Below are 15,368 nucleotides of genomic sequence, written 5' to 3'. Positions count from 1 at the left end.
TGGGCGTGCCGACCGCGATGTTCACGCCGCTGTTCGTGATCGCGCGTACGTCGGGCTGGGCTGCGCACATCATCGAGCAGCGCATCGATAACAAGATCATCCGCCCGAGCGCCAACTACACTGGTCCTGAGAACCTCGAGTTCGTGCCGATCGAGAAGCGCTGATCACATCGCGCTGACTGGGGAACGTGGATCGGGGCGCCTGCGCCCTGCTCCACGCGTCCTTGTGCATTACCCCGTATTCCTCCCCACGCCATGAACACTGCACACCGCAAACCACTGCCGGGCACCAAGCTGGATTTCTTTGACGCGCGCGAAGCCGTCGAGGCAATCCAGCCGGGTGCCTATGACAAGCTGCCCTACACGTCGCGCGTGCTGGCCGAGAACCTGGTGCGCCGCTGCGCCCCGGCCACGCTGACCGATTCGCTGAAACAGCTCATCGAGCGCAAGCGCGAGCTGGATTTCCCGTGGTTCCCCGCGCGCGTGGTCTGCCATGACATCCTTGGCCAGACCGCGCTGGTGGACCTGGCCGGCCTGCGCGACGCCATTGCGGACCAGGGCGGCGACCCCGCCAAGGTCAACCCCGTGGTGCCGGTGCAGCTGATCGTCGACCACTCGCTGGCCGTGGAGTGTGGCGGCTTCGACCCGGACGCGTTCGCCAAGAACCGCGCCATCGAGGATCGCCGCAACGAAGACCGCTTCGACTTCATCAACTGGACCAAGAAGGCCTTCGAGAACGTCGACGTGATTCCCCCGGGCAACGGCATCATGCACCAGATCAATCTGGAGAAGATGTCGCCGGTGATCCACGCTGACAAGGGCCTGGCTTACCCCGATACCTGCGTCGGCACTGACAGCCACACGCCGCACGTCGACGCGCTGGGCGTGATCGCCATCGGCGTGGGCGGCCTGGAAGCCGAGAACGTCATGCTGGGCCGCGCCTCGTGGATGCGCCTGCCCGACATCGTCGGCGTGGAACTGACCGGCAAGCGCCAGCCCGGCATCACCGCCACTGACATCGTGCTGGCCCTGACCGAATTCCTGCGCAAGGAAAAGGTCGTCGGCGCCTACCTGGAATTCCGTGGCGAAGGTGCCTCCAGCCTGACGCTGGGCGACCGCGCCACGATCTCCAACATGGCCCCGGAATACGGCGCCACGGCCGCGATGTTCTTCATCGACAACCAGACGCTGGACTACCTGCGCCTGACCGGCCGCGAAGACGAGCAAGTCAAGCTGGTCGAGACCTATGCGAAGACCGCCGGCCTGTGGGCCGACTCGCTGAAGCACGCCGAGTACGAGCGCGTGCTGAAGTTCGACCTGTCGAGCGTCGTGCGCAACATGGCTGGCCCGTCGAACCCGCACAAGCGCTTGCCGACCTCTGCACTGGCCGAGCGCGGCATCGCCGTCGACCTGGACAAGGCGCAGGCGCAGGAAGCCGAAGGCCTGATGCCCGACGGCGCCGTGATCATCGCCGCCATCACCAGTTGCACCAACACCAGCAACCCGCGCAACGTGATTGCGGCCGCCCTGCTGGCGCGCAACGCCAACGCGCGCGGCCTGACCCGCAAGCCGTGGGTGAAGTCGTCGCTGGCCCCGGGATCGAAGGCGGTCGAGCTGTACCTGGAAGAATCGAAGCTGCTGCCGGACCTGGAAGCGCTTGGCTTTGGCATCGTCGCCTTCGCCTGCACGACCTGCAACGGCATGTCGGGCGCGCTCGATCCGAAGATCCAGCAGGAAATCATCGACCGCGACCTGTACGCGACGGCCGTGCTGTCGGGCAACCGCAACTTCGACGGCCGCATTCACCCGTACGCCAAGCAAGCCTTCCTGGCTTCGCCGCCGCTGGTGGTGGCCTACGCCATCGCCGGCACGATGCGCTTCGACATCGAGCGCGATGTACTGGGCACCGACAAGGAAGGCAAGGCGGTGTACCTGAAGGACATCTGGCCGAGCGACGAAGAGATCGACGCCATCGTCGCGCAAAGCGTGAAGCCGGAGCAGTTCCGCAAGGTCTACGAGCCGATGTTCGCAATCACCGCGCAAAGCGGCGAGCAAATCAGCCCGCTGTACGACTGGCGCGCACAGAGCACGTACATCCGCCGTCCGCCGTACTGGGAAGGCGCGCTGGCCGGCGAACGCACGCTCAAGGGCCTGCGTCCGCTGGCAGTGCTCGGCGACAACATCACCACCGATCACCTGTCGCCGTCGAACGCGATCCTGGCCAACAGCGCCGCGGGTGAATATCTCGCCAAGATGGGCCTTCCGGAGGAAGACTTCAACTCCTACGCGACCCACCGCGGCGACCACCTGACCGCGCAACGCGCGACGTTTGCGAACCCGACGCTGATCAACGAGATGGCCGTGGTAGACGGCCAGGTCAAGAAGGGTTCGCTGGCGCGCGTCGAGCCGGAAGGCAAGGTCGTGCGCATGTGGGAAGCGATCGAGACCTACATGGACCGCAAGCAGCCGCTGATCATCGTCGCGGGTGCGGACTACGGCCAGGGCTCGTCGCGCGACTGGGCAGCCAAGGGCGTGCGCCTGGCCGGCGTGGAAGTGATCGTCGCCGAAGGCTTCGAGCGCATCCACCGCACCAACCTGATCGGCATGGGCGTGCTGCCGCTGGAGTTCAAGCCGGGCGTGAACCGCCTGACGCTGGGCCTGGACGGCACCGAGACCTACGACGTGACGGGCGAGCGCCAGCCGCGCGCAGACCTGACGCTGGTGATCCACCGCCGCAACGGCGAACGCGTCGAAGTGCCGGTGACGTGCCGCCTGGACAGCGACGAGGAAGTATCGATCTACGAAGCCGGCGGCGTGCTGCAGCGCTTCGCGCAGGACTTCCTTGAATCCGCGAAAGCGGCTGCTTAAGGTAGCGAGATGAGCGGGCGGTGCGGAAACGTACCGCCCGCTGCAGTTTTGACCAGGACAAAGACTTCCATGGCCCACGTACCCCAGATCAAGATTCCCGCCACCTACATTCGCGGTGGCACCAGCAAGGGCGTGTTCTTCCGCCTGCAAGACCTGCCCGCGACCGCACAGGTCCCCGGCAAGGCGCGCGATGCGCTGCTGATGCGCGTGATCGGCAGCCCGGATCCGTACGGCAAGCAGATCGACGGCATGGGCGCCGCCACGTCGAGCACCAGCAAGACCGTGATCGTGTCAAAGAGCAGCCGTCCGGACCACGACGTCGACTACCTGTTCGGCCAGGTCTCGATCGACCAGCCCTTTGTCGACTGGAGCGGCAACTGCGGCAACCTGTCGGCCGCGGTCGGCCCGTTCGCGATCAGCGGCGGCCTTGTCGATGCATCGCGCGTGCCGCAGAACGGCACGGCTGTCGTGCGCATCTGGCAGGCGAACATCGGCAAGACCATCATCGCCCACGTGCCCATCACCAACGGTGCAGTGCAGGAAACCGGCGACTTCGAACTCGATGGCGTCACCTTCCCTGCCGCCGAAGTGCAGCTCGAATTCATGGACCCGGCCGCCGACGAAGAAGGCGATGGCGGCGGCGCAATGTTCCCGACCGGCAACCTGGTCGACGACCTCGAAGTGCCCGGCGTCGGCACGTTCAAGGCAACCATGATCAATGCCGGCATCCCGACGATCTTCGTCAATGCGGAAGCCATCGGCTACACCGGCACCGAACTGCAGGACGCCATCAACGGCGACCCGAAGGCGCTGGCGATGTTCGAGACCATCCGCGCCTACGGTGCCGTGCGCATGGGCCTGATCAAGAACGTCGACGAAGCGGCCAAGCGCCAGCACACGCCCAAGGTCGCCTTCGTCGCCAAGCCGAAGGACTATGTCGCGTCCAGCGGCAAGCCGGTCGGCGCCGGCGACGTGGACCTGCTGGTGCGCGCGCTGTCGATGGGCAAGCTGCACCATGCCATGATGGGCACGGCAGCCGTGGCCATCGGTACCGCGGCGGCCATTCCGGGCACGCTGGTGAACCTGGCCGCTGGCGGTGGCGAACGCAATGCGGTCCGCTTCGGCCATCCGTCGGGCACGCTGCGCGTGGGCGCCGAAGCCAGCCAGTCCAACGGCGACTGGACCGTCACCAAGGCCATCATGAGCCGCAGCGCCCGCGTGCTGATGGAAGGCTGGGTACGCGTGCCGGGCGACGCGTTCTGACGTGTGCCGGGACCCGTTCCCGGCGCAGGCCGCCACGCGGCCTGCCTGATATCAGGCGCGTCCGCCCTGGACGCTGCCGCATGACCCACGCGCCTTTTATGTGAGTTGAGTTATCAAGATACCGGCGTCATGCCGAATCGGCATAACCCGGGTATCGCCCCTTCCCGCCAGAATTTCTCCTCCCTTATAGTGGCAGCCGCTGTCGACAGCGGTCCTGAAACCCAGGCCCTGCCCGGCAGTCACTGACCAGATATGGACGGCGGCGTCCTGCCCAAAAGGCACGCCATGCCGCTCCGCCACGAGGAGAATCATGAAACGCTTTGCTCGCACTACGACGCTCGCCGCCGCCCTGCTTGCCGCCAGCCTGATCACCGGTACCGCCCACGCCCAGCTTGCTCCGGCTGCACAGCCATCGGCCGCTCCGGGGACCCAGGCAGAGGCCCGCAAGGCCAATATCGTCATCATTGGCACGGGGGGCACCATCGCTGGCGCCGGTGCATCGGCTACCAACACGGCGGCCTATCAATCCGCGGTGGTGCCGGTCGACAAGATCATCGCCTCGGTGCCGGAGATCTCGAAGGTCGCCAACGTCAAGGGCGAGCAGATTTTCCAGATCGGTTCGGAGAGCTTCAACAACGAGCGCCTGCTGAAGCTCGGCAAGCGTGTTTCGGAACTGCTCAAGCAGCCTGACGTGGATGGCATCGTCATCACCCACGGCACCGACACCATCGAGGAAACGGCCTACTTCCTGAACCTGACGCTCAAGAGCGACAAGCCCGTGGTGGTGGTTGGCTCGATGCGCCCCGGTACGGCGCTGGGCGCCGATGGCGCGCTGAACCTGTACGACGCCGTGGTGGTGGCTTCCAACCCGGCATCCCGTGGCAAAGGCACGCTGGCCGTGCTGAACGACGAGATCCACACCGGCCGCGATGTGACCAAGTCCAACACCTTCAAGGCCGAGACCTTCCGCTCGCCGTTTGGTCCGCTCGGCTATGTGGTGGAAGGCCGCACGCTGTTCTACCGCCTGCCTGCCCGTCCGCACACCACGCAGACCGAGTTCGACATCGACAAGATCGACAAGCTGCCTGAAGTGGCCGTGGTCTATGCCTATGGCAACGTGAACCCGGCCAGCATCGATGCCGCGGTGAAGAATGGCGCCAAGGCCATCGTCTATGCCGCCACCGGCAACGGCAGCGTCGGCGACTACATGGTCGAGCCGCTGAAGGCCGCGCGCGCCAAGGGCGTGCAGATCGTGCGCGCGTCGCGCACCGGCAGCGGCGTCGTGGTCCGCAATGCCGAGCAGCCGGACGACAAGTACGACTGGGTCGTCACGGACGACCAACTGCCGCAGAAGGCGCGCATCCTGACTGCCCTGGCGCTGACCAAGACCAACGACAGCAAGGTACTGCAGCAGATCATGTGGAAGTACTGAAACCCGGGGGCCATGGCCCCCTGGGGTTGTAGCGGGCTGCCAGCGCCTCAGGGCTGGTAGCAGATAGCGCGCCGGAGAATCCGGCGCGTTTTTCGTTTTGGGCTTCTCGCCTGTCGGTTAATTGCGTTAATAGAGTCGGGAAGCGCTCTCGTGCGTGGCCCTACGCCGCCCGCCTTACATCGATCGGATCCCATTCGGCGCCATGCCAGCGTGGCTGGCGTTGCGCGCGGCGCAACGCTGACTTGCTTTCCGATGTGATTCAACTCACGCCAGCCGCCTCCTAAGCTTCGAACGTCGCAACTGAACCGATTCCGAAGCCATGAACTCCGCAAATTCCCCGGGCGTGAACGCCCTCCCCCATGCGGCCGCCCCGATGTCCGGCGCGCTGGTCGCGCTGTTTTCGCTGTGCGCCGGCGTGCTGGTCGCCAACCTGTATTACGCCCAGCCGATCATCGAGATGATTGCCCCGGCGGTGGGCCTGTCCGCCCGGAGCGCCAGCGTGATCGTGTCGCTGACCCAGATCGGCTACGCCATCGGCCTGTTCTTCCTGGTGCCGCTGGCCGACCTGCATGAGAACCGGCGCCTGCTGACCCTCAGCGGCGTGGCGGCGACGGCCAGCCTGGTGGGGGCGGCCACGGCTTCGCAGCCGGGCGTGTTCCTGCTGGTATCGCTACTGCTGGGCCTGAGTTCGGTCAGCGTCCAGATCCTGATTCCGCTGGCTGCGCACCTGGCGCCCGAAGCGCTGCGCGGCCGCACTGTCGGCACGATCATGGGCGGCCTGCTTTCCGGCATCCTGCTGTCGCGTCCGCTGTCGAGCCTGCTGGCACAGTATCTCGGCTGGCGCGCCGTCTTCTATGTCGCCGCCGCGATGACACTGGCAACGGTCGCGATCATCGCCACGACACTGCCGCGCCGCACGCCCCAGCATCGCGCCACGTACGCAAGCCTGATCTCGTCGCTGTGGCACCTGCTGGCGCGCTACCCCGTGTTGCGCCAGCGTTCGCTGTACCAGGGCCTGCTGTTCGCGGCATTCAGCCTGTTCTGGACCGCCGCGCCGCTGGAGCTGGCGGGCCGCTACGGGCTGTCGCAATCGCAGATCGGCATTTTTGCCCTGGTCGGCGCACTGGGTGCCATCGCAGCACCGGTGGCCGGGCGCCTCGCCGACGCGGGCCACACCCGCATTGCGTCCTACGCGGCGATGATCGCGGCAGCGCTCAGCTTTATTCCAGGGATGGCCGGCGGCGCGGGCGGCGTGTACTGGCTGGCACTGACCGGCATCGTGCTCGATTTTGCCGTGCAGATGAACATGGTGCTGGGTCAGCGTGCCATCTATGCGCTCGATGCCGCCAGCCGTGGACGCCTGAATGCGCTGTACATGACCGCCATCTTTGCCGGCGGCGCGATCGGCTCGGCACTGGCCAGCACGCTTTACACGCAGTTCGGCTGGACCGGCATCGTGGTTGCCGGCAGCGGGCTGGGGCTCGTCTCGCTGGTAGCGCTTGCCCTCGCAGCACGGCGCTGAGAAAGCCCAGTCTTGTATCGTTTCAACCGGAGGCCGACCCGCTCAGGCAGCATCCCGCCCGGCAGGTCCTCCGGCACGCGTCATCGCGACCTGCCAGCCGGGCGGGGAGCCGATGCTGTCGAGCAAGTGCGCGGAAAATGCCCTGAGCTTGGCCGACGCACGCGGCGCGGCGCGCACCAGGTAGATCCCGCCTTGCGCTTGAGGCAGCAGACCGTCCAGCAGCAACTCCACCAGGCGGCCGGCGCCAATGTCTTCGCCGACGGACCAGTCGGGCATCAGGGCAATGCCAAGACCTTGCAGTACCGACAGCCGGCGCGCGTCGCAGTCATCACACTCCAGCGCGAAGGCCGAGCTGGCGGCATGGGCGGGCGTCAGCAGTTCGCGCCAGCCGCGCATGCTGGTGCTGTGGCCGCGGTCGATCAGCCGGTGATGCGCCAGCTCCTGTGCATGCACCGGGCGCCCGTGGGCCTGAAGATAAGCCGGCGCCGCGCAGACGATGTAGCGCTGGCTGGCAACGCTACGGGCGATCAGCTTGCTGTCGGCCTGCTGCCCCACGCGGATGACCAGGTCGAAGCGCTCCAGCACCGGGTCCACGACACGGTCGGTCAGCTCCAGCTCTACGGTGAGTTCCGGATATTGCGCATAGAGGGTGCCCAGGTGCGGCACCACATGGCGCCGCGCGAACGCCGGCAGGCAGGCAACGCGAAGCCTGCCGCTGACACCCTGCTCCAACGCGGTCACGGCGTCGCGGGTTTCGGCCAGCTCCTGCAGGATGCGCGTGGCGCGGTCGAACAGCAGGTCCCCGGCGTCGGTGCGCACCAGGGCGCGCGTAGAACGCGTGAACAACGCCACGCCCATTTCGCGCTCCAGGGTATCGACCTGTCTAGACACCGACGAGGCCACTTGCCCCCGGCGCCGGGCCACGGCGGAAAAGCTGCCGGCGCGCGCCACATCGACGAAGGTGGCCAGGTTCTCGGCAAAGCGGATAAAGTCCATCTGTGCGTTTCCCGCAAAAGCATTGCGCGGGAGCGAAGGCTTCCCGTTGGCATGGCTTGCCCATAGTATCGATACGACAGACCGCGTCGCAAGCCTTTTTGCATGAAATGCAAAGAAGAAGGCGCCCGCGACCGGCAGAACGGACACGAACCGATCGGACGGTGCCATCCATGGAGACAAGTTTCACGATGACCAAGGCTCTCGACTCCCTCATCCACGCTGTGCGCGAACGCAGCCGGAAAACAACCGTGCTGATGCTGACGCTTGCTGGCGCGCTGGCGCCAGGGCTGGCAAGCGCGGACACCTGGCCTGCGAAGCCGGTCACGATCATCGTCCCCTACGCAGCCGGCGGCACGGTCGACAAGGTCGCGCGCCAGATCCAGGAAGGCCTGCGAACGCGACTGGCCCAGACCGTGGTGATCGACAACCGTGCCGGTGCCGGCGGCACGATCGGCACCGGGCAGATCGCGCGCAGCGCGGCGGACGGCTACACCGTTGGCATGGTGTTCGACAGCTTTGCCACCGAGCCGCACATCTACCCCAGGCTGCCGTATGCATCGCATCGCGACCTGACCGGCGTTTCCTACCTCGTGCGCGCGCCGATGGTGCTGGTGGTCCCGGCAGCCTCGCCGTACAAGACCGTGCAGGACTACGTGGCCGCGGCACGCGTGCCGAACACGGTGGCGTATGCCTCCGTCGGCAGCGGCAGCTCGAACCAGCTGGTGGCCGAAGCGTTCCATGAAGCGGCCGGCACCACGGGCATCCATACGCCATACAAGGGCGGTGGCCCGGCCATCAATGACCTGCTCGGCGGCCATGTCGATTCGATGATTGCCAGCCTGCCGCTGGTCCTTCCCTACGTGCAGGCCGGCAAGCTGCGCGCGCTGGCCGTGACGTCGCGCCAGCGCGACGCCAGGCTGCCCGCGGTGCCGGCCGTCTCCGAGTCGTACAAGGGCTTCGAGGCGTATTCGTGGGTCGCGATGATCGCGCCGGCAAAGGTTCCGCCGGCAGTGCTGGGCAAGCTCGGCACGGCCATGACTGCGACGCTGCGCGACCCGGCGATCGCAAAGCAACTCACGGACGGCGGCTTCGAAGTGGTGGCCGGCGACGCGCAACAGACCAACAAGCTGATCCAGGAAGAGTCGGCGCGCTGGGGGCGGTTGATCAAAGCCCGCCACATCGCAGCCGACTGACGTCCGTGCACCCTGACCGATATCCAGCCATGCTTCCGTTTGCCTACCAGACTTACCCGCAACGCATCGTCTTTGGCTCCGGCAGCCTGGCACGGCTTGACGAAGAGGCCGAGACGCTGGGCGCACGCCGTGTCCTTGTGCTGTGCACGCGGGGCCAGCGCGGGCTGGCCGAACGCGCGGCCGCCGCGCTCGGCGCACGCAGTGCCGGCATCTTCGATGGTGCCGTGATGCATGTGCCGATCGCGCAGGCCCGCCTTGCCTGCCAGCAAGCCGCGCAGCAAGGCGCCGACTGTACGCTGGCGATCGGCGGCGGCTCGACCATCGGGCTGGCCAAGGCCGTCGCGCTGGAGTCCGGCCTGCCGATCATCGCGGTGCCGACGACCTACGCCGGTTCGGAGATGACGCCGATCTACGGGCTCACCGATGCCGGCCTGAAACGCACGGGGCGCGACGCGCGCGTGGTGCCGCGGACGATCCTCTACGATCCGGACCTGACGATGGCGCTGCCCGTCCCGGTCAGCGTGACCAGCGGCATGAACGCCATCGCCCATGCGGCCGAAGGGCTCTATGCCGCGGACCGCAACCCCGTAAGCCAGTGGATGGCGCGCGAAGGCATCGCCGCCTTTGGCCGCGCCTTGCCCGTCATCGGCGCGGCGCCGGCAGACCGCACCGGCGAGGCCCTGCGCAACGCACGCAGCGATGCGCTCTATGGCGCCTGGCTGTGCGGCGCCGTGCTCGGCAGCGTGACGGCAGGGCTGCACCACAAGCTTTGCCACACGCTGGGCGGGACGTTCAACCTGCCCCACGCCGAAGTTCACACGGTGGTGCTGCCCCATGCGCTGGCCTACAACGCCCCGGCCGCGCCGCAGGCAATGGCCACGCTTGCACAAGCGCTCGGCGCCGGGGAAGGCAGCGGCCCGCGCGCCGTGTTCGAGCTGGCGGCGAAGCTGGGTGCGCCCACCTCGCTGCGCGAACTGGGGCTCTCCGCAGGGGATCTGGAGCACGCGTGCGATCTCGCGCTGCGCAACCAGTATCCGAATCCGCGGCCGCTCGAGCGTGACGGCATCCGGCAATTGCTGGAAGACGCATTCGAAGGCAGGCCGCCGACCGCCTGAACCATCGCGCGGCGCGCGCAGTCAGGTCCGGCGGCGCGTCGGCCCGGGCAGCTCGGCCAGGAATTCAAGGAATGCGCCGATCCGCCGCGAGCCGCGCTGGTTCGGCAGATACAGCGCGGAGATCGCCGAACTCGCCAGGTCCGGATTGACCGACCATGCGTCAAACAGCACCGTCAGCCGCTGGTTGTCGATGTCGTCATCGACCAGCCAGTCGGGCAGCAGGCCGATGCCACCGCCCGCAAGCGCCACATCGCGCAGGACATCGATGTTGTTGCTGCGGAAATGGCCCCTGACGGGCACCCGGGTCTCGGTCTCGCCCTGCCGGAAGTTCCAGACCTGATCCCGCGACCCGTAGCTGAAACGGTTGCAGCGATGGTTTACCAGGTCGACCGGTTCGGCTGGCATGCCGTGGCTTTCCAGATAGGCGGGGCTGGCCACCACGCGGCGGCGAAACACGCCGATCTCGCGTGCCACCACGTTGTCATAGGATGCCGGACTCCCCAGCCTCACGGACAGGTCGATCCGTTCGCCCAGCAGGTCGACGATGTCATCGGTCAGCGTCACGTCGAGTTCGACCTGCGGATACTTCGCCAGCCAGCCGCCAAGATAGGGCGCGATGCATTGGCGTCCGAACGCGACGGGCAGCGACACGCGCAGTTGCCCGACCGGCACGTCGCCCCGGTCAGCGACCAGCGCGTCGGCCTCCTCGACGGCATCCAGGATGCTGCGGGCGCGCTGATAGTAAGCGGCGCCGGCTTCGGTGACCGATATGAGGCGCGTCGAGCGGTTCAGCAGGACCGCGCCAAGCGAATCCTCCAGGCCGTCCAGCGCGCGCGTGACCGACGATGTCGCCAGGTTCAGGCGGCGCGCGGCGGCGGAAAAGCCCTTGGCATCCACGGTCTCCACGAACATCTTCAAAGCCAGCAGCTTGTCCATCGTTTGCCTCAGCGTTCATGCAGTGGCTGCCATTATTGCCGAGCGCAGATGCCTTGTGCCGCCGACGGCACGCTGCCGGACGCGTTTGCAGCGACGCCGTCACCCTTCATCGCATCGCGCGGATCAGGGTTAATACCACCTTCCCCGCCCTTGGCCGATTGGGCCTTTCGCCCTATTATTTATCACACGATCACTGATCGATTGATCAATTAAGGAGGCAGCGATGGCACTGACAAGGCTGGCACATTTCTCGATCCGCACCACCGACCTGGAGCGGTCCTGCGCGTTCTACGAACGCATCCTGGGTTTCCGTCGCGGATATCGCCCACCGTTCGACTTTCCTGGCGCGTGGCTCTACATGGGCGACGACGAACGCGACTACGGCACCGTGCACATCATTGGCGTGGACCCTGATGATCCCTCGGGGCTGTCTGCCTATCTCGGCGACAAGGCCCAGCCTGCGTCGGGCACCGGCACGCTGGACCACATCGCCTTCCTGGCCACCGGCGTGCGCGAGATGTGGGCGACCCTGCGCGCCGCCGGGATTGCCTGGCGCGACCGCACCGTCCCAAGCCTCGGCTTGCACCAGGTCTTCCTGGAAGACCCGTCGGGCGTGACCATCGAACTGAACTATCCGGCCAGCGAAGTCGCCGGCCTGGAACTGCCGCATGCGGCGCAATCCACAAACGGAGCCATGGCATGAACCCCGCACCGAACCGGAAACCCAGGGCCATCGTCGTCGGCGGCTCGCTCGGCGGGCTGTTTGCCGCCAACATGCTCTCGCGCGATGGCTGGGACGTCGAGATCTTCGAGCGAACGCCCGAGGCGCTGACGGGCCGTGGCGCCGGCATCGTCACCCACCCCGAGCTGTTCGAGGCGCTCGCCGCCGCCGGCGTGGTAATCGATGACAGCATCGGCGTTCGCGTCGAGACCCGCGTGACGCTCTCGCGCGACGGCGCCGCCGTGTCCGAACGCGAGCTGCCGCAGACGCTCACGGCATGGGGAAAGATGTACGACGTACTGGCCAAGGCCTTCTCCGGCGTCTACCGCACGGGTGCCATGGTGACCGCCGTGGATTCGCTTGCCGACCACGCCGTGGTCACGCTGCAGGACGGGTCGACACACCACGCCGATATCGTCATCGCCGCGGACGGCTTCCGTTCCGCCGTGCGCGAACGCCTGCTGCCATCGGTGGGCCTGGAGTACGCGGGCTATATTGCCTGGCGCGGCCTGGTGGATGAGGTGCGGCTTTCTGCCGACACCCATGCCGCCATCTTCGGAAAGTTTGCCTTCTGCCTGCCGCCGCACGAGCAGATCCTGGGCTACCCGGTGGCGGGCGAAGGCAACAGCACCGAACCGGGTCAACGCCGCTACAACTTCGTCTGGTACCGCGCGACCCGGGAGGACGATCAGTTGCCGGACTTGCTGACGGACGCCACGGGAAAAGTGTGGGCCCATGGCATCCCGCCGGGCCTGATCCGGCCCGATGTGCTGGCCGACATGGAAAGCGCCGCCAGCGACCTGCTCGCGCCCCCGTTTGCCGAAGTCGTCGCCAGGACGCCGCAGCCGCTGTTCCAGCCGATCTACGACCTGACCGTGCCGCGCATGGCCTTCGGCCGGATCGCGCTGCTTGGCGATGCCGCCTTTGTCGCGCGTCCGCATTGCGGCATGGGCGTCACCAAGGCGGCCGGCGATGCCATGGCGCTGGTCCGCGCGCTGGCCGGCCACGCGCCGGTCGAAGCCGCGCTGGAACGTTACAGCGCCGAACGCGTGCCGGTCGGCCAGGCCGTCGTCGAGCATGCGCGGCATCTTGGCGCGTATATGCAGGCACAACTCCGCAGCGCACAGGACCGTGAAATGGCCGAACGCTATCGCACGCCCGAGGCCGTCATGCGCGAAACCGCTGTGTCGCGGCGCTTCTGAATCCTGAACGACAACCACTGGGAGACAACACCATGCCCCAAGCTGCCCCCTGCCCGTCTGGCCTCGGCCTTGCCATATCCGACACGCCCGTCGTGCCGCATCCGATGCTGGGCGAGCCGGCCTTCGAGCGCCTGCACCGCGTGCGACGGCGCTTCTCATGGTCGCTTACCGCCGCCATGCTGCTGGTCTATTTCGGCTTCATCCTGACCCTGGCCTTCCGGCCGGACCTGCTCGCCCAGCCGCTGGTGGCGGGCCGGCCGATGAGCATCGGCATCCCGATCGGCTTCGGCATGTTCGCGTTCACCTTCGCGCTCGTCGCCATCTACGTGCATCGGAGCAACACCGTCTACGACAGGATGATCGCGGACATCCGCAACGGAGAACCATCATGAAGCGCCTGCTGACCACGGTTGCCGCACTGGCGGCGACCACCCCGGCCTGGGCCGCCACGCCGCCCGTCGGCCAGGGGTTGAACCTGATCGCGATCGGCATGTTCGTGGCGTTCGTCGCGGCGACGCTTGCCATCACGCGCTGGGCTGCCAGGCGCAACCACAGCGTGGCCGATCACTACGCCGCCGGCGGCAAGATCACGGCCATGCAGAATGGCTGGGCCATTGCGGGTGACTACATGTCGGCCGCCTCGCTGCTGGGCATCTCGGCACTGGTCTTCACCAGCGGCTACGATGGCCTGATCTACTCGATCGGCTTCCTGGCAAGCTGGCCGATCATCCTGTTCCTGATCGCCGAACCGCTGCGCAACCTCGGCCGCTACACGCTCGCCGACGTGCTGTCCTATCGCCTCAGGCAGCGTCCGATCCGCGGCTTCTCGGCATCGAGCTCGATCGTGATCGTGCTGCTCTACCTGGTCTCGCAGATGGTGGGCGCCGGCAAGCTGGTCGAACTGCTGTTCGGGTTCAACTACACATCGGCGGTCGTGCTGGTCGGCGTTCTGATGGTGGTCTACGTGTTCTTCGGCGGCATGCTGGCCACGACGTGGATCCAGATCATCAAGGCGGTCATGCTGCTGGCCGGGTGCGCGTTCATGGCCTTCATGGTGCTGAGTCGTTTCGGCTTCAGCCTGGACACCTTGTTCGAGCACGCCATCACGGCCCACGGCAAGCATGACGCGATCATGCGCCCCGGCGGCCTGGTTTCCGATCCGGTTTCGGCCGTGTCGCTGGGCATGGCGCTGATCTTCGGCACCGCGGGCCTGCCGCACATCCTGATGCGCTTCTTCACCGTCGCGGACGTCAAGGCCGCGCGCAAGAGCGTGCTCTATGCAACCGGCATCGTCGGCGCGGGCTACGCCATGATCATCGTGATCGGCTTCGGCACGATCGCGCTGGTGGCACCGGACCCGCTCTATCACAACGGCGCGGGCGCGGTGATTGGCGGCGTCAACATGGTGGCCGTGCACCTGGCGCATGCGGTCGGCGGCAATGTTTTCCTCGGCTTTATCTGCGCCGTCTCGTTCTCGACCATTCTCGCGGTCGTGGCGGGGCTGACACTGGCGGGGTCCTCGGCCATTTCGCATGATCTATATGCGACGGTGATCCGCAAGGGACAGGCCTCGGACAAGGACGAGATGCGGGTTTCGCGCATTACCACGCTGGTGCTGGGCGTATTGTCGATCCTGCTCGGGATCCTGTTCGAAAAGCAGACCATTGCGTTCATCGTCAGCCTCACCTTCTCGATCGCCGCCAGCTCCAATTTCCCTGTCCTGCTGCTGTCGATCTACTGGCGCGGCCTGACCACGCGCGGCGCCGTTCTCGGCGGCATGATGGGGCTTGTGACTGCAGTCGTGCTGACCATCCTCAGTCCCACCGTCTGGGTGCAGGTGCTGGGCCATGCCTCGCCGGTCTATCCGTACGAGTACCCCGCGCTGTTCTCGATGCTGGCGGCCTTTGCCGGGATCTATGTATTCTCGGTCACTGACCGCTCGGCGCGCGGCGCCTGGGAACGGGCCGCCTATCAGAACCAGCGCGTGGACTGCGAACTCGGCATGGGAAGCAAGTCGGCGAGCTAGCGCCGCACGTCCCCAGGCCGACGGGCGGACGCGGACAACCGCGCCCGCCCGTCTTCTCGTGGATCGCGCGATTGGTACAATCCGCCATCACCCGC

13 protein-coding genes are annotated in these 15,368 nt (G+C 66.7%); 11 read left to right on the top strand and 2 right to left on the bottom strand.

Annotated elements, in window-relative coordinates; translation table 11 throughout:
- The 5 genes from AC3FKH_RS30280 to AC3FKH_RS30260 all read left to right on the top strand — a co-directional run.
- On the top strand, window positions 1–164 hold a 164-nt coding region (locus AC3FKH_RS30280; RefSeq protein WP_488679379.1), incomplete at its 5' end, for a citrate/2-methylcitrate synthase.
- Between the two features lie 90 nt (window positions 165–254).
- On the top strand, window positions 255–2,867 hold the full coding sequence (acnD, locus tag AC3FKH_RS30275; RefSeq protein ID WP_488679373.1) for a Fe/S-dependent 2-methylisocitrate dehydratase AcnD: 2,613 nt from the start codon (window positions 255–257) through the stop codon (window positions 2,865–2,867).
- A gap of 69 nt (window positions 2,868–2,936) precedes the next feature.
- A complete protein-coding gene (gene prpF, locus AC3FKH_RS30270) occupies window positions 2,937–4,130 on the top strand; it encodes a 2-methylaconitate cis-trans isomerase PrpF (RefSeq protein ID WP_488679372.1) in 1,194 nt (397 codons plus the stop codon).
- Window positions 4,131–4,440: 310 nt separating this feature from the next.
- Window positions 4,441–5,562 carry an asparaginase gene (locus AC3FKH_RS30265; RefSeq protein ID WP_488679371.1) on the top strand — a complete coding sequence of 374 codons (1,122 nt, stop codon included), beginning with the start codon at window positions 4,441–4,443 and terminating at the stop codon, window positions 5,560–5,562.
- 319 nt (window positions 5,563–5,881) lie between these two features.
- Entirely contained in the window at window positions 5,882–7,084 is a 1,203-nt protein-coding gene (locus AC3FKH_RS30260; RefSeq protein ID WP_488679370.1) for an MFS transporter, read from the top strand.
- A 42-nt stretch (window positions 7,085–7,126) separates the two neighbouring features.
- Here AC3FKH_RS30260 and AC3FKH_RS30255 read toward each other — a convergent pair whose 3' ends face one another.
- On the bottom strand, window positions 7,127–8,080 hold the full coding sequence (locus tag AC3FKH_RS30255; RefSeq protein ID WP_488679369.1) for a LysR family transcriptional regulator: 954 nt from the start codon (window positions 8,078–8,080) through the stop codon (window positions 7,127–7,129).
- Window positions 8,081–8,334: 254 nt separating this feature from the next.
- On the opposite strand from AC3FKH_RS30255, the gene AC3FKH_RS30250 reads away from it, so the two are divergent.
- The gene (locus AC3FKH_RS30250) at window positions 8,335–9,273 is read left to right on the top strand and encodes a tripartite tricarboxylate transporter substrate-binding protein (protein ID WP_488679378.1); all 939 of its coding nucleotides are present in this window, start codon (window positions 8,335–8,337) and stop codon (window positions 9,271–9,273) included.
- A gap of 29 nt (window positions 9,274–9,302) precedes the next feature.
- The gene (locus AC3FKH_RS30245; protein WP_488679368.1) at window positions 9,303–10,388 is read left to right on the top strand and encodes a maleylacetate reductase; all 1,086 of its coding nucleotides are present in this window, start codon (window positions 9,303–9,305) and stop codon (window positions 10,386–10,388) included.
- A gap of 21 nt (window positions 10,389–10,409) precedes the next feature.
- On the opposite strand, the gene AC3FKH_RS30240 is transcribed toward AC3FKH_RS30245, so the two are convergent.
- Window positions 10,410–11,324: a LysR family transcriptional regulator gene (locus AC3FKH_RS30240; protein WP_488679367.1), complete on the bottom strand. Its 915-nt coding sequence runs from the start codon at window positions 11,322–11,324 to the stop codon at window positions 10,410–10,412.
- A 223-nt stretch (window positions 11,325–11,547) separates the two neighbouring features.
- Here AC3FKH_RS30240 and AC3FKH_RS30235 point away from each other — a divergent pair, with 223 nt between their 5' ends.
- The 4 genes from AC3FKH_RS30235 to AC3FKH_RS30220 are packed head-to-tail and all read left to right on the top strand — an operon-like array spanning window position 11,548 to window position 15,273.
- Window positions 11,548–12,027 carry a VOC family protein gene (locus AC3FKH_RS30235; RefSeq protein WP_483729468.1) on the top strand — a complete coding sequence of 160 codons (480 nt, stop codon included), beginning with the start codon at window positions 11,548–11,550 and terminating at the stop codon, window positions 12,025–12,027.
- The gene (locus AC3FKH_RS30230) at window positions 12,024–13,247 is read left to right on the top strand and encodes an FAD binding domain-containing protein (protein ID WP_488679366.1); all 1,224 of its coding nucleotides are present in this window, start codon (window positions 12,024–12,026) and stop codon (window positions 13,245–13,247) included. Before AC3FKH_RS30235 ends, AC3FKH_RS30230 begins: the two co-directional genes overlap by 4 nt.
- 32 nt (window positions 13,248–13,279) lie before the next feature.
- Window positions 13,280–13,639, top strand: a complete 360-nt coding sequence (locus AC3FKH_RS30225) for a DUF485 domain-containing protein (RefSeq protein ID WP_488679365.1) — start codon at window positions 13,280–13,282, stop codon at window positions 13,637–13,639.
- Window positions 13,636–15,273: a cation acetate symporter gene (locus tag AC3FKH_RS30220; protein WP_488679364.1), complete on the top strand. Its 1,638-nt coding sequence runs from the start codon at window positions 13,636–13,638 to the stop codon at window positions 15,271–15,273. The genes AC3FKH_RS30225 and AC3FKH_RS30220 overlap by 4 nt, the downstream gene beginning before the upstream one ends.
- Window positions 15,274–15,368: the final 95 nt, after the last annotated feature.

It is taken from the genome of Cupriavidus sp. 21MJTG02-4 (assembly GCF_057798975.1).
This window is presented reverse-complemented; position numbering and strand designations above follow the sequence as displayed.